Source organism: Coleofasciculus sp. G1-WW12-02 (assembly GCF_040219735.1).
GTDB lineage: Bacteria > Cyanobacteriota > Cyanobacteriia > Cyanobacteriales > Coleofasciculaceae > Coleofasciculus.
Window position 1 is genome coordinate 21365 of sequence record NZ_JAVJRX010000035.1, and the last position, 14525, is coordinate 35889.

A 14525-nucleotide genomic window follows, 5' to 3' on the forward strand; every position below is an offset into this window, starting at 1 on the left:
TGATTATAGCAGCCGTACATATATGTCATCCAAACTAGCTAGAAGAAAAAACTCTAACTCTGAACTAAGAACATCCTGGTTTGAACGCCTCATTGCTATCCTGGCTGTAGTGAATTTGCTTCTAGTCTTTTTTGACCTGAGTTATATAACCTTACGCGACTTTTATCTAGAATTTTTTCCAGGATTGGTCAAAATTTATGACCCGGTTAAGGGGATTGAACCCCATCCGGAAACGCAAAACTATCTCAGCACAGTAAACGCACTGGAAGAAGAGGTTTCGCAAGCAGGATTGCAATCGCCGCAGTCAGAAAAATTACTAAAGGAATTGCAGCAACTTAGTCATCGACTCGTTGCAGACAATCCGTTCCAAGGAGCGAATAAAAGCAATACGCTAGAAAAAATTCAACAGAAAATGCGGACTCGTGTAGGAGAGGATTATGCTAGTGATGCCTTGAGGATATTTTGGAGTTCTGCGTATCTATCTCAGGCAGGATGGCAGGAATCTATTCAATTTTTCAATACAGAAGTTCGCTCCCTGATTGAGAGAAATTACTATCGAGATATTGGCAGATTTGGCGGTTTGGTTGATTATTTTTGGTTAATTGACTTACCCTTTATCATTCTATTTACCCTAGAAATTTTAGCACGAACCTACTATAGCAGTCGTCGCAAGCTCAAATTAAACTGGCTGGAAGCGATTTTGCGGCGGTGGTATGACCTTTTCTTGGTGCTTCCCTTCTGGCGGTGGTTGCGAGTTATTCCAGTAATCATTCGTCTCTATCAAACTGAGTTATTGAATCTGGAACCTTTTCGGAAGCAACTTAATTATGACTTTGCGATAAGTTTTGCTGAGGAAATTGCTGAAATTATCGGCGTTCAGGTGATTGACCAAATGCAAGAGTCAATTCAAAAAGGTGAAGTCGCACGCTGGCTGTTTTATCCTGAGTCTCGCCGACGTTATATTGAAGTGAATGAAACAAATGAGGTCAATGCGATCGCGACTCGCCTGGTTAATCTGAGTGTCTATGAAGTTCTCCCTCAAGTCCAGCCAGACATAGAAGCTTTAGTCCATCACAGCCTGGAGAGTACCCTCAGCCAATCCGTTGTTTATCAGCAAATACAGAATGTGCCAGGGTTGAGTCACTTGCCTAATCAGTTAACAGAGGAGTTGTCTAAAAACCTTTCTCAATCCGCTTACAACAACCTAGTCAAAGCTCTTGAAGATCCAGTGGGAGTAGAATTAACCAGCCGTCTGATGGGGAAATTCAAAGACGCGCTAGAGACAGAGTTACAGAAGAAGCAAAACCGTCAGCAAATTGAATCCTTACTTATAGATATGCTAGAGGAAATCAAACTTAACTACGTTAGGAGTGTTGCCGAAGGAGGAGTTGAAAAAGCCTTGGAGGAAGTTGATAATCTACATCGGAATCTTTATCAGGCGTAAGGGATACATGGAATCTTACATGACAATAAGTTTTGAGTTTTGAATGTGTAGGGGCGGGTTTTACTAATAACGCATCGGATCAAATCCCTAACTGAACTAAACCCGCCCCGACTTGACCCTTCGCTTACGGAAACCGGAACCTGGTGTCTAAGGCTGGGTTTAGGGGCGGGTTTAATTGCATCTGGGTTAGAGAAAAAAGGATAGTAGTGAAACCCGCCCCTACAGAATGTATAACGAATGAAAAATGACAAATGACAATCACCGACTCAAGATAATAAGCTGCTGCTGTTATACCAAATCCGCCTTGATCACCCCCTTTTTCCACGGCGATTGAAATCGCTGCTACACAAACTTTCGTCCGCCTGCGCGGACTAGGTTATAACGGGGGTAGCTAACTCGGATTTGGTATTAGAGCGCATCGCACAGGGCTCCATTCGTTTTTGGCTTGCTCGTCTGGTAATTAGCGTGATTACAATAGTAATAACGTCAGTAGAGAATTAAATCATGGAAATAAAACTACGGAAAGTGGGCAACTCCATTGGCACCACTTTTCCTAAGGAAATCTTGGACAAATTTAATTTAAGGGAAGGGGATACACTAACCCTGGTGGTGATGGAGGATGGCATTAAGTTGATGGCTTATGATCCTGAGTTCGAGCAGGTGATGACGGCTTACCAGCAGGGGGCATCGCAGTACCGCAATGCAATGCGAGAGTTAGCAGATGGCTGAACCGATTTGGATTACCCCTGCGATGGTGCAGGTGATTCATGATGACCAAGTTGCAACCCATGGTGGGGTATAAGCTGTTTCAATCCCTGATAGGGATTCAGTAAGGTTTTGACATTGAGGCAATCAGCTTTTTTTTCGCCTTCTACTAGGTTTCAATCCCTGATAGGGATTCAGTAAGGTTTTGACGGGTTATTTTGAAGCGTCGGCGGGTGTTATTAATCGTTTCAATCCCTGATAGGGATTCAGTAAGGTTTTGACAGAGGAGTTAAGTAATCCGTCCAAGAAATCGGTAGTTTCAATCCCTGATAGGGATTCAGTAAGGTTTTGACTGCCAACCTCTGAAACGCTTGATATATATAGTTTTCAAGGTTCAATTCCGAGAGACTCCACTTAATATAGCATTTCAGACTTTGATAGACAATAGACACCTTTTTCCAAAACAGCCAGAATCCAGCACCAGTAAGCATTTCAAAAATTCCGAGAGAGTCGTTTTTTAAGTCATGTCCTCAAACCCAAGACTCGCGGGGGATACAGCCGGAAATTTACCTTGTTCTGAAAAAACACCTACCCCTTCTCGGATTTGAGTTGTTTTTCCAGGGGGTGAGAACTGTGTAGTCAGAGTATATACCAAAGACAGTAGTCTCGTGTTTCCATGATCTACCGATCCAGCAGCAATGTCACGGGTCCATCATTTTCAATGGAGACTTGCATCATCGCCCCAAATACCCCAGTTTCTACTCGTAACCCACTCTGGCGCAGCATTTCCACAAACTGCTGATAAAGCTTCTCCGCCTGTTCTGGATTCGCCGATCGCGAGAAAGAAGGGCGACGCCCTTTCCGACAATCCCCATACAAGGTAAACTGACTCACCACCAATAATTCGCCGCCAATCTCCTGAACCGACTTTTCCCAGCGATCGCTACCGCTATCGGTTCCGGGAAATAAACGCAAATCCAAGCATTTTCGCGCCATCCAATCTAATTCGGCTTCAGTATCGCTATCCGCAATTCCCACTAGCAAATTTAGCCCTCGATTAATTTTGCCAACGACTTCACCGTTAACTGTTACTTGAGACGATTTAACTCGCTGGATAATAACGCGCATTTAAGGTGATTGGTGATTAGGCGATTAGGGAATAGATCAGTTATTTGAACTATTTTAACTCATTGCATAGTACCTTGCATAGTACCTTCATCAATTCTTCATAAAAGCGTTGTGAGCCAAAAATTAATCAATCCTTGAATAGGCAAGCCATTCGAGCCGTTTTTATTGAATGATTTAATATAAAGATTCAGTCAAGTTTCCGATATAGACTAGACAAAATGAGGGGGGGTGACACAATTTAGTCAGAACAGTATATTACTCTAGAAAACCCGGCAATTTTAACTCATGGTTAACTCAAAAATTGTTTTTCCCTTGGTCGCTTTCGCCGTTTTAACTACCGGAATAAACGCTAACGCTGCCACCGTCACCGGGGATTTTGAAGATGTCGCTCCTTTTTCTAGTTTGCCAGTCACAACTCAAGGTATTGACTTCAGCAATAATCAATCGCCAAATATAGTCTTAAATGTTCCCGATTCTGGTGCCCAGAATACCACGGGCAATTACTTAGCCTGGTGCGGTTCTATTTGTGGAGGTGTCCAAGTGGTTACGGCAAGTTTTGGGGGTCAACTATTTGATGCCCTTTCCCTGGATGCGGCAAACTTGCAGGCAGCTGGCGTACCTCTGGGATTCGTACCGGGCATGACTCTGGAAGTCGTCGGGAATGTATTCGGGGGAGGAACTGTCAGTCAGTCTTTAACCCTAGTTGAGGATACAGTCACCACTTTCAACCTAAATGGTTTCACCAATCTAATTAGCCTAGACTTTTTTGCTCCTTCTGTTGATATAGGGGGTGAAACGTTTAACCCTGATCCTCTGATTGACAACCTCGTAATCGAGGAGACACAACCTGTACCTGAACCGTTAACGATCCTGGGTTCAGCTACAGCTTTAGGATTTGGGGGTTTACTCAAAAGGCAACAGGCGAAGAAGCAAAAGAAAGCTGATAAAACATCCTAGTTAACTCATACAAGTTACGTTTAGTCGTCCGCAATAGACACCGCTGTTGTCTATTGCGGACTGCTGATTGGTAAAATAAGTTATAAAACAGACGCATTTACGCCTTGACTAGGAATTCGGAATTCAATTGCCATAAGCTTATAATAAAATTAAGCTCAAAGCTGATATCCAACCTATGACCGTTACCCCCCTTCCACTCACCAATCTTCGCCTGATTACTACGGCTGATTACCATCGAATGGCAGAGGTCGGTATTTTAGCAGCAGATGAACAGGTTGAACTCATCGCCGGACAAATAATTCAGAAAATGCCCAAAGGTCCTGCCCATAGCGCACTTTGTAAACGCCTTGAAAAATGTTTGGAAAAGCTTCTGGGGGATCAAGTCTTAGTACGACTGCAAGATCCGATTCAACTCGATACCTACTCAGAACCAGAACCTGACATTGCTGTTGTCCATCCCAATGCTAACTTTTATGCAGACGCTCATCCTAAGCCAGAGGAGGTTTACCTGATTGTCGAAATTGCTGATACCACAATCAATCGAGATTTAGGGACTAAAGCCAATCTCTATGCGGCAGCGGGTATTGTTGACTATTGGGTTTTTAATGTGACAACACAGCAACTCCACGTTTTTAGAGATCCTCAAGTAGATGGTTACCAACGTCAGTTAATTCTAAAAGGGCAACAGTCTATTGATATTCTAGCTTTTCCTAATTGTACGATTACGGTGAACGAGTGTTTTAGAATACGATGAATTCGCGATTTTTAAAGTCCTGATTTCTCTATAATTTAGGCTAAGGTTCCCTTACTACAAACCCAATTAAAACCACGGCTGACTTGGCAAGCTGAAATTGATACATTAACCTTGTAGGGGGCACCATCCTTGCGCTCATAAACGTTAGGGGAGCAAAGTTAATGGCAATAAATAATTATCCATCCCCAATCAGCCAGGAAGAAATTCGTGTACGGGGTACAGTACAAGGGGTGGGATTTCGCCCAACTGTGTACCGTTTGGCAAAGGCGTGTAATTTAGTAGGAGAAGTCTGTAATGATGGTCAAGGCGTCTTAATTTACGTATCAGGAACAACAGACGCGATCGCAGATTTTGTGCAACGCTTACAGCTAGAGTCCCCACCCCTTGCCCGAATTGAATCGATTAGCCGTACTCCCTATAGAGACGATCGCGTCTTCTGTGACTTTACCATTGCCAAAAGTGTCAATAGTACCGTCCAAACTCAAATTCCCCCTGACGCAGCCACCTGTCCCCAATGTCAAGCTGAAACCCTGGATTCGCGATCGCGTTGGTACAATTACCCGTTTACTAATTGTACCCATTGTGGTCCGCGTCTTTCGATTATTCGCTCGATTCCCTATGACCGTAAGCATACCAGCATGGCTGAGTTTGGGATGTGTCCTGATTGCGCCAGGGAATATCTTGATATCGAAAATCGCCGCTTTCACGCCCAACCCATTGCTTGTCCCATTTGTGGACCAACGGTATGGTTAGAAGGGGCGAATGGTGAAAAGATTGATACATCTAACCCCATCGATACCGTTTGTACCCTATTGCAACAGGGGGAAATTGTGGCGATTAAAGGATTAGGGGGGATTCATTTAGCCTGTGACGCCACTAATGAAACCACTGTACAAAACTTGCGATCGCGTAAGCAACGTTATCATAAACCTTTTGCTTTGATGGCGCGAGATTTAGCGGTTATTGAAAAGTATTGTACTCTGAATGCTAAAGAACGGGAATTATTACAAAGTCCCGCCGCCCCTATTGTTTTAATCGATGTTATCTCTAATCGCGACAATTGTAGAGACGTTGCATGCAACGTCTCTACACCCAAAATTGCCGCTTCAGTCGCACCGGGACAAACAACTCTGGGGCTCATGTTACCTTATACTCCCCTCCATCATTTGATTTTGCAACGGCTGGATTATCCGATTATTTTAACCAGTGGTAATCTCTCCGATGAACCTCAATGTATCGATAATCAAGACGCCCGTTTAAAGTTAGGCAAAATTGCCGATTATTTTCTCCTACATAACCGTGATATTGTTAATCGGGTTGATGATTCCGTTGTGCGAGTTATATCCGGATTCGCCGGGAAATTCGCCGGGAAATTCGCCGGGAAATTCGCCGGGAAATTCGTAGGGGAATTCGTAGGGGAATTCGTAGGGGAGAAGCATTCGCGCCCCGATCTATCGGTGTCATGCCAAAGTGACAACGCGAATGCTTCGCCCAGCCCCACATCAAACGTCAAAATTCAAACCCTACGCCGCGCCCGTGGATATGCCCCTATACCGATTAGTTTACCCCCAGGATTTGAAAATTGTCCGCCGATTCTGGCGATGGGGAGTGAACTGAAAAATACGTTCTGTTTATTGCGAGATGGAAAAGCGATTTTATCTCAACATTTAGGAGACTTAGAAAATGCGGCAGCATTTAACGCTTACCAGAATACCCTAAATCTCTACCTAAACCTATTTGAACATAAACCCAGCGCGATCGCGACAGACAAACATCCCGAATACCTCTCTACCAAACTCGGACAAGAACTCGCTACCGCCAATCATCTCACCTTACATCCTATCCAACACCATCATGCCCATATTGCTGCTTGTATGGCAGAAAATAGTATTCCACTCAATACTTCCCCTGTATTGGGAATTGCTTTAGATGGATTAGGCTATGGTGAAGATGGCACACTTTGGGGTGGAGAATTCCTATACGCCGATTATCGCAAATTCCAACGATTAGGCAGATTTAAACCCATCGCCATGATTGGCGGAGAACAGGCAATTTATCAACCCTGGCGCAATACCTACGCCCACTTAATGGCAGCATTGAACTGGGAAACGTTACAACAGGAGTATGGGGATTTGGACTTAATCCAATTTCTGGATCAAAAACCCCGTCCCCTTCTGAATCAGCTAATGGAAACAGGGATTAACACACCCCTCGCCTCATCCACCGGACGATTATTTGATGCAGTGGCGGCGGCGTTGGGCATTTGTCGGGCAGAATGTAGCTATGAAGGGCAAGCCGCGATTGAAATGGAAGCCTTAGTTACCCAGGATAGCTTAAATTATGTTAAAGAATTGGCGGTGTATCCCTTCGAGATTGGCAACCTAGATAAGGGAACTCCGTTTGAACTAGAACCTCGTCCTCTCTGGCTTGCATTACTGGAAGATTTAAAGCAAAATGTGCCAAAGTCTCTCATTGCCGCAAAATTTCACCAAGGATTAGCCGATGCGATCGCGAATATGGTTCAGCAGTTAAGTCCTGATTTAATCAGCAATCACGTTATCCTCACCGGAGGTGTATTTCAAAACCGGATTTTATTGACACAAGTCAGTGAAAATTTAGAGAAGATGGGTATGAAAGTATTGACTCAAAGCATCGTTCCACCCAATGATGGAGGATTATCTCTAGGACAAGCGGTAATTGCAGCAGCACAATCATCTGTTGGGACAGATTTAGATGGATGTCAAGGTAGCTTTAACTATAAGTAAATGTGGGTTTATACCTCGGCTTACCCAGGACAAAATACACCGAACAACGAATAAAGGACAATAGGAAAATGTGTTTAGGCATTCCCGGTCAAATTACTGAAATAACCAACAGAGAACACCAATTAGCCATGGTCAATATTGGCGGCGTCCAACGTCAGGTTAATATTGCTTGCATTATTGATGAAAATCATCTCATTGACTCCTGTGTTAACGATTGGGTATTAGTCCACGTCGGCTTTGCCATGAATCGCCTTGACGAACAAGAAGCCGCCGAAACCTTACAATTACTCCAAGAACTCGCCTTAGCCGAATAAATGTAGGGGCGGGTTTTACGGATAACCTCTCACAGAAAAGATCTAACTTGACTAAACCCGCCCCGACTACGTTATAAATCATAGCAAATGTAGACAAATGACCAATGACCAATGATAATTGACAAATAACTAACCATGAAATACGTTGACGAATTTCGCGATCCCCAAAAAGCCAAAGCCCTACTGCGAGAAATCCAGACTTTAACCACTCAATTAGGCAAAACTTCAACCCAACCGCTAAAAGTAATGGAAGTCTGTGGTGGTCATACCCATTCCATCTTTAAATATGGACTCGAAGAAATCTTACCCGACACCATTGAATTAATCCATGGTCCCGGCTGTCCCGTATGTGTAATGCCCAGGGGACGCCTAGATGACGCGATCGCGATCGCAGACTATCCTAACGTAATCCTCACCACCTTTGGCGACGCCATGCGGGTTCCCGGTTCCCAGAAAAGTCTACTCCAAGCCAAAGCAGCCGGGGCGGATATTCGCATGGTATATTCTCCCCTAGATAGCCTAAAAATCGCTAAAGAAAACCCGGATAAAGAAGTCGTTTTCTTCGGAATTGGCTTTGAAACCACCGCCCCTAGTACTGCTTTAACTATCCTGCAAGCCGATACTGAAGGGATCAAAAACTTCAGTATGTTCTGCAATCATGTTCTAGTCATTCCCGCCTTACAAGCCTTATTAGATAATCCAGATTTACAACTCGATGCCTTTATTGGTCCGGGTCATGTCAGCATGGTTATTGGTACAGAACCCTATCAATTTATTGCCCAACACTACCAAAAACCAATAGTCGTTTCTGGTTTTGAACCCTTAGATATTTTGCAATCCTTGTGGATGATCTTGCAGCAACTCATTCAAGGACGCTGCGAGGTGGAAAACCAATATGATCGTATCGTCCAACCCCAAGGAAATCGCGTCGCCTTAGACGCCATGAATACCGTCTTTGAAGTACGGCAAAAATTTGAATGGCGAGGACTCGGTGATATTCCCAATTCTGGGTTTAAAATATGCCCAAAATACGCCCAATTTGATGCAGAAGTAAAATTTACCGTTCCCAATCGTCAAGTCGCTGATCACAAAGCTTGCCAATGTGGAGAAATCCTCAAAGGTGTGATGAAACCTTGGCAATGTAAAGTTTTTGGTACAGCTTGTACACCCGAAAACCCGATTGGGACTTGTATGGTATCTTCAGAAGGGGCTTGTGCTGCGTATTACAAATATGGACGCCTATCCAAAGTCGCCAAAGCCGCAGCCGGCATCAATTAACCCCCTGTAGGGGCGACCCGCTTGCATCAATTAACAACACCCGTCCATTCAATGGAATCGCGTCGCCCTTTACTCAATTGAATCGCGTCTAACGAATGACCAATAACCAAAATCCTCTCTTCCAAAAAATCGAACAAATCCGACGCCGCCCCAATAAAGTTAAAGATACCGCCATTACCCTGGCACATGGTAGTGGTGGTAAAGCCATGCGGGATTTAATTGATGATATTTTTGTCGGTAGTTTCGATAATCCCATCCTCTCTCAACTCGAAGATCAAGCCACAATCCCCCTAGCAAAACTAATTACTCAAGGAGATCGATTAGCCTTTACCACGGATTCTTATGTCGTCGATCCCCTATTCTTTCCTGGTAGTAATATCGGTGAATTAGCCATTAATGGTACCGTCAACGATTTAGCGGTTAGTGGGGCAAAACCCCTGTATCTAACCTGTAGCATGATTATGGAAGAAGGGCTACCCGTCGAAACATTACGGCAAGTTGTTCTAAGTATGAAAACAGCCGCAGATGCTGCTGGGGTGCAAGTGGTAACAGGCGATACCAAAGTTGTCCATCGCGGATCTGCCGATAAACTCTTTATCAATACAGCCGGAATTGGTGTTATTAGAGAAGGTGTTTCTATCTCCGCCCATCATATTCAACCCGGTGATGCGGTGATTATTAATGGTCAATTGGGAGATCATGGTGCGGCTATTTTAATCGCCCGTGGGGAATTGGCATTATCAACAGAAATTAAAAGCGACTGTCAACCGTTAAATGGGTTAGTGGATGCAATTCTTGCAGTTTGTCCCCAAATTCATGCGATGCGGGATGCAACTCGCGGTGGTGTTGCTACAGTGTTAAATGAATTCGCCCAAAGTTCGGAAGTTGGGATTCGTTTGGATGAGGCGTCGATTCCGATTCGGGAAGAGGTAAGGGGGGTTTGTGAAATTTTGGGATTAGATCCGTTATATCTAGCCAATGAAGGGAAACTGGTAGTTATTGTACCGCGATCGCACGCCGAATCTGTAGTATCTGCAATGAAGTCTCACCCAGCCGGAGAGGATTCCTGTATTGTGGGTGAAGTGATTGACTCACCTACCGGAGTTGTATTACTGCAAACCGCTTTTGGTGCGGAACGTATCGTTGATATGCTAGTGGGTGATCAATTACCTAGAATTTGTTAACGACTGTATTGTACAGATGGTAGAGACGTAGCATGCTACGTCTCTACAAAGTCAGAAACAAAAAATAAACGGATAGGTAGCAACGATTCCCTATTTGGCTCATTGCTATTTTCTGTTCTATTTCCATGTTGCATAAACACAGTATTCAAACAGTTCTTTCTTACTGTTTCGCTTGCGAATAACTTGACTGCCAATGTTGGTATATCCTAGTTGCTTTAAGGATTCTTTCAAAAGTTTTTCCGTATTAACCGGAATCCCATAGAAAGAAGAATTACCGACAATGTATGAAAGCACTGCATTATCCTGTAAGTTGTGACGCAAATTCTCAAAATGTAAGTGTATATCATAGAAATATTTCTCGACATATTTTGCCATAAGCCGAGCATTCTTATTTTCGGATTCTCGTATTTGGGAAACAATCCTGTTCAGCGAACCTGACAATTCTATTCCAGTAGAGTCCCAATTCTGTAATCTACTTGTCGCCACACCCCACGTTCCTCCAATAGCTTGCCAGTCTATCTCACCTGCTTCTTTGGCAGTATCTAGAAACTTTGTCCAATACATATAGGGACGAAGTTCACGGATATAACTCATCCGATTAGGGTAAGGTGGTGAGGTCACGACATGAGAATATTTCATATCATTGATGGATATAGAGTACCGTGAATCAGAATAGAATACCGTTGCCTTACCTGCTAACGGGCAACTTATACTATTAACTATCGCCTCAATAATCAGTTGGTAAAGCTGTTCAATCTGTTCAATTTCATACCGACTCACTTGCTCATGAAACGACATAGACACATGATTAAATGCGGCGGAAGAGGTTTCAATAACCAAACGACAAAAAGCTACCCATGCCAACGAAGAAACATCACCCTCTTTCGGTTCACCAAATTCGTTCACTAAAGCTTGCCGAAGCGCTGCCAGAATTTTTAAGGTATGTGTACTCCACCAGCGAGTAATGTTATAAATTTCAGGAGTCCAGCACTCTTGGTTGATTAAAAATTTGCATTGATGAATCGTTGTTTTAATCCTCTGATTAAAGTCATCCAGTTCAGAGAAAGAATAATTCCGGCATTTTGCATTACCCAGCCATATCAGAAATCTATTGATATCTAAACAATGAGCTTGTAATCCTTGTTCAGCCGCCACTAAACCAGTTGTAGCTGTTCCAGAGAAAGGGTCAAGGATGAATGATTCACTGGGAATCTTGTTAATCATCTCTGTCACTAATTTTACTGAGTAGGCTGGGGTTAATCGTAACCATCCATGCCTTGCCAATTTTTGATTGTATTTAAAGGTGTAATCTGACCGTTGATTAACCTGAATATCCATTATTCAGCACTCAGCAATGTTTCCAGAACCTCATGGATCTCATGCTTAATCTCATCCGATTTCCTCTGAAAAAAATCTGCCAGGTTATACCCTAGCACTTGTTCACAAAAGGCATATAGAGAGATTTGTGGATCACCATTCATTGTGCCAATCAGAATTCCGCAACGGTTGTTCCGATATCTCAATACAATATCTGAATCTATCTGTGCTGAAAAGATGGCAAATACCGGAAGATAATCATTTGCCCAAGCTACTGTAGCATTGTCTATGTCAGCATTCTGACGCTTGCTATCTTTGCTCTTATATCCCTGTCTCACCTCAAATACAATACCATTGGAGGGTTGAGTCACTTCACTTAAGCCATTGCAATAATCGGTTATCCACTGATTAACCTTGTTCAACACGGACTGATTCCTGATCTCTGAAAGTTTTAGCCGACCATCAAGGGAAAGGGTTTTGCTTTTTCCAGAGGATGTTTGGGTTGTGTAAGACCATCTGGCAAAGCTAGGGTCAATGTAACGGGTTGTATCTACAATAATCTGGCGAAACAAACGCTCGCAGCCAATACCAACCTGACGATAAATAGAAGTCATGCCACCAGCCGCACGATGGGCAGCGTACATGAGATCACTATCTAAACCCACCCAAGAATAAAACAAATCAGCACCGTAAAGGACTTTAAATTCCTGAAGTAAAAACCCTTTATTTAAGTTTCCCTGACCAAACTTCGGGCGATAGTCTTTGCATTTTCTAATCGGTTGGAGAAAGGTTTCTAGGTACTTCTGTTCATCTGGCACATTATTGGTCATTTATCAGTTGATATCATATCCTTCTCGTCAGTCATCATTTCCTTTTATCTTGCAACCTTATTTCTTCCCTTCTGCCTTGGAGTCTTCTGCCCTCTGCCTTCAATTAATGTGATTTTCGGGGTACGATATATCGTACCCCGACCAACTTAGGGATCGACCCAACGATCATCCGCTTTAATTAAATTAATCAACTCCTCAACCCCCTTATCTTCCGGCACCTTCTTAATCTCCTCCCGTCCCCGATACAGGGAAATATAACCGGGTTGTTTACCCACATAGCCATAATCCGCATCTGCCATTTCCCCTGGACCATTGACAATACAACCCATCACAGCAATATCTAAACCCGTCAGGTGTTTCGTCGCTTCCCGAACTTCGTGCAGTACGTCTTCTAAATTAAACAACGTGCGACCGCAGGAAGGACAGGCGACATATTCCACCATCGTCTTCCGCAGTCCCAAAGCCTGAAGAATGCTATAGCAAACCGGAATTTCTTTTTCTGGCGCTTCCGTCAGAGACACGCGAATGGTATCCCCAATTCCTTCGGCTAACAGCGTACCAATACCCGCTGTAGACTTAATCCGTCCATATTCCCCATCGCCGGCTTCTGTGACACCCAGATGTAAGGGGTAATCCATCCCCAACTCATCCATGCGCCGTACCATTAACCGATACGCCGCCAGCATCACCGGCACACGGGAAGCTTTCAGGGAAATCACTAGATTGCGGAAGTCGAGGGATTCACAAATTTGGATAAATTCCAGCGCAGATTCCACCATCCCTTCTGGGGTATCGCCGTAGGTAAATAGCATCCGTTCCGCCAGGGAACCGTGATTCACGCCGATTCGCATGGCTTTCCCTTGATCTCGTAGGGAGACGACAAGGGGTTCTAAGGTTTCCTTAATCTTTGCGCCAATTTGTTCAAATTCAGCTTGAGTATACTCTGTGCGATCGCTCTTTGGTTTCTCGAACACATATAACCCTGGATTGATCCGCACTTTATCCACATGCTTGGCGACTTCTAGGGCAATTTTCATCCCGTTGTGGTGAACATCAGCCACCAAGGGAACCTCTTGGTACGTCTGAATCAGTTTCTCCTTGATTTGGGCGAGGGCTTTGGCGTGCGCCATACTGGGAACCGTGACTCGCACTATCTCACAGCCAATTTCATGGAGGCGGCGAATCCCAGCCACTGAACCCTCAAGATCTAACGTATCTTCATTAATCATCGACTGCACCACCACCGGATGTCCGCCACCAATCGTGACATTCCCGACTCGCACTGGGCGGGTTTGGCGACGGTGGATAACGGTATCTAATGCTGGGGGTTTGGGGGCAGTTTGAGGGGTTGGAAGTGTTTGCATAACCTATCGGGATAATTTCTGTAGTCAGACTATCTTTATTTTCTCTATTCTCTCAGAGTGCCACAGTTGGGGCGATTTTGGGTTAAGGCAACAGAAAGTGCGATCGCACCTACCCTTGTTGGTTATACCATCTCTGTTTAGTTATGCAACGAATAATAAAAATACGGATCTGTTATGCCAAGCCTGACGTAACAGTTTTTAATCGGGTGTAGTACAGTAACCATGAAAGTGATATTCTACTCTTGGAAAGGGTGTATCACATCGCATTGAGTCTGAAACCCCTGTAATGGTCTGACTTTTCACTCTAGGTTGTCTGTGTAGTATATAGTCATTGATAGAGTTGCATAACTCATCGGTTATGTATTCGTGCGCCTTTCAACTTTTTTATTTTTGGTATAAATCAACGTAATACCAAGGGTTTCAGATGCTAATTTGGTAAGCCCTTGGGCGCTCCTGGGCGCGATCGCGGTGCTAGATGATAGCTT

Annotated in this window: 12 protein-coding genes; 8 read left to right on the forward strand and 4 right to left on the reverse strand. The window is 43.9% G+C overall.

Going from position 1 to position 14525, the window contains the following annotated elements:
• The first annotated feature begins 22 nt into the window (after positions 1-22).
• Together RID09_RS05525 and RID09_RS05530 are read left to right on the forward strand one after the other, a co-directional pair.
• Positions 23-1444 carry a hypothetical protein gene (locus tag RID09_RS05525; protein ID WP_446334950.1) on the forward strand — a complete coding sequence of 474 codons (1422 nt, stop codon included), beginning with the start codon at positions 23-25 and terminating at the stop codon, positions 1442-1444.
• A gap of 504 nt (positions 1445-1948) precedes the next feature.
• Positions 1949-2173, forward strand: coding sequence for an AbrB/MazE/SpoVT family DNA-binding domain-containing protein (locus RID09_RS05530; RefSeq protein ID WP_446334951.1), 225 nt, complete (start codon positions 1949-1951; stop codon positions 2171-2173).
• A 657-nt stretch (positions 2174-2830) separates the two neighbouring features.
• Here RID09_RS05530 and dtd read toward each other — a convergent pair.
• The gene (gene dtd / locus RID09_RS05535; RefSeq protein ID WP_446334952.1) at positions 2831-3277 is read right to left on the reverse strand and encodes a D-aminoacyl-tRNA deacylase; all 447 of its coding nucleotides are present in this window, start codon (positions 3275-3277) and stop codon (positions 2831-2833) included.
• Positions 3278-3562: 285 nt separating this feature from the next.
• On the opposite strand from dtd, the gene RID09_RS05540 reads away from it, so the two are divergent.
• From RID09_RS05540 to hypE, 6 genes are all read left to right on the forward strand, one after another.
• Positions 3563-4234 (forward strand): PEP-CTERM sorting domain-containing protein, encoded by a 672-nt coding sequence (locus tag RID09_RS05540; RefSeq protein ID WP_446334953.1) that lies wholly within the window; start codon positions 3563-3565, stop codon positions 4232-4234.
• 175 nt (positions 4235-4409) lie between these two features.
• Positions 4410-4988: a Uma2 family endonuclease gene (locus RID09_RS05545; RefSeq protein ID WP_446334954.1), complete on the forward strand. Its 579-nt coding sequence runs from the start codon at positions 4410-4412 to the stop codon at positions 4986-4988.
• Positions 4989-5149: 161 nt separating this feature from the next.
• Positions 5150-7753 carry a carbamoyltransferase HypF gene (hypF, locus tag RID09_RS05550; protein WP_446334955.1) on the forward strand — a complete coding sequence of 868 codons (2604 nt, stop codon included), beginning with the start codon at positions 5150-5152 and terminating at the stop codon, positions 7751-7753.
• A 68-nt stretch (positions 7754-7821) separates the two neighbouring features.
• Positions 7822-8067, forward strand: a complete 246-nt coding sequence (locus RID09_RS05555; protein WP_446334956.1) for a HypC/HybG/HupF family hydrogenase formation chaperone — start codon at positions 7822-7824, stop codon at positions 8065-8067.
• 135 nt (positions 8068-8202) lie between these two features.
• Positions 8203-9345, forward strand: a complete 1143-nt coding sequence (gene hypD / locus RID09_RS05560; protein WP_446334957.1) for a hydrogenase formation protein HypD — start codon at positions 8203-8205, stop codon at positions 9343-9345.
• 95 nt (positions 9346-9440) lie between these two features.
• Positions 9441-10529 (forward strand): hydrogenase expression/formation protein HypE, encoded by a 1089-nt coding sequence (gene hypE, locus RID09_RS05565; protein WP_446334958.1) that lies wholly within the window; start codon positions 9441-9443, stop codon positions 10527-10529.
• 117 nt (positions 10530-10646) lie between these two features.
• On the opposite strand, the gene RID09_RS05570 is transcribed toward hypE, so the two are convergent.
• The 3 genes from RID09_RS05570 to ispG form a co-directional block, all read right to left on the reverse strand.
• Positions 10647-11867 carry a DNA adenine methylase gene (locus tag RID09_RS05570; RefSeq protein WP_446334959.1) on the reverse strand — a complete coding sequence of 407 codons (1221 nt, stop codon included), beginning with the start codon at positions 11865-11867 and terminating at the stop codon, positions 10647-10649.
• Complete coding sequence (locus RID09_RS05575) at positions 11867-12676, reverse strand: hypothetical protein (RefSeq protein ID WP_446334960.1); 810 nt, start codon at positions 12674-12676, stop codon at positions 11867-11869. Before RID09_RS05575 ends, RID09_RS05570 begins: the two co-directional genes overlap by 1 nt.
• A gap of 146 nt (positions 12677-12822) precedes the next feature.
• Positions 12823-14040 carry a (E)-4-hydroxy-3-methylbut-2-enyl-diphosphate synthase gene (gene ispG, locus RID09_RS05580; RefSeq protein ID WP_446334961.1) on the reverse strand — a complete coding sequence of 406 codons (1218 nt, stop codon included), beginning with the start codon at positions 14038-14040 and terminating at the stop codon, positions 12823-12825.
• Positions 14041-14525 lie beyond the last annotated feature (485 nt).

Excerpts from the sequence above, each read along its gene's own strand:
- RID09_RS05525 (WP_446334950.1), top strand. The coding sequence starts at position 23 with ATGTCATCCAAACTAGCTAGAAGAAAAAACTCTAACTCTGAACTAAGA.
- RID09_RS05530 (WP_446334951.1), top strand. The coding sequence starts at position 1,949 with ATGGAAATAAAACTACGGAAAGTGGGCAACTCCATTGGCACCACTTTT.
- dtd (WP_446334952.1), bottom strand. The coding sequence starts at position 3,277 with ATGCGCGTTATTATCCAGCGAGTTAAATCGTCTCAAGTAACAGTTAAC.
- RID09_RS05540 (WP_446334953.1), top strand. The coding sequence starts at position 3,563 with ATGGTTAACTCAAAAATTGTTTTTCCCTTGGTCGCTTTCGCCGTTTTA.
- RID09_RS05545 (WP_446334954.1), top strand. The coding sequence starts at position 4,410 with ATGACCGTTACCCCCCTTCCACTCACCAATCTTCGCCTGATTACTACG.
- hypF (WP_446334955.1), top strand. The coding sequence starts at position 5,150 with ATGGCAATAAATAATTATCCATCCCCAATCAGCCAGGAAGAAATTCGT.
- RID09_RS05555 (WP_446334956.1), top strand. The coding sequence starts at position 7,822 with ATGTGTTTAGGCATTCCCGGTCAAATTACTGAAATAACCAACAGAGAA.
- hypD (WP_446334957.1), top strand. The coding sequence starts at position 8,203 with ATGAAATACGTTGACGAATTTCGCGATCCCCAAAAAGCCAAAGCCCTA.
- hypE (WP_446334958.1), top strand. The coding sequence starts at position 9,441 with ATGACCAATAACCAAAATCCTCTCTTCCAAAAAATCGAACAAATCCGA.
- RID09_RS05570 (WP_446334959.1), bottom strand. The coding sequence starts at position 11,867 with ATGGATATTCAGGTTAATCAACGGTCAGATTACACCTTTAAATACAAT.
- RID09_RS05575 (WP_446334960.1), bottom strand. The coding sequence starts at position 12,676 with ATGACCAATAATGTGCCAGATGAACAGAAGTACCTAGAAACCTTTCTC.
- ispG (WP_446334961.1), bottom strand. The coding sequence starts at position 14,040 with ATGCAAACACTTCCAACCCCTCAAACTGCCCCCAAACCCCCAGCATTA.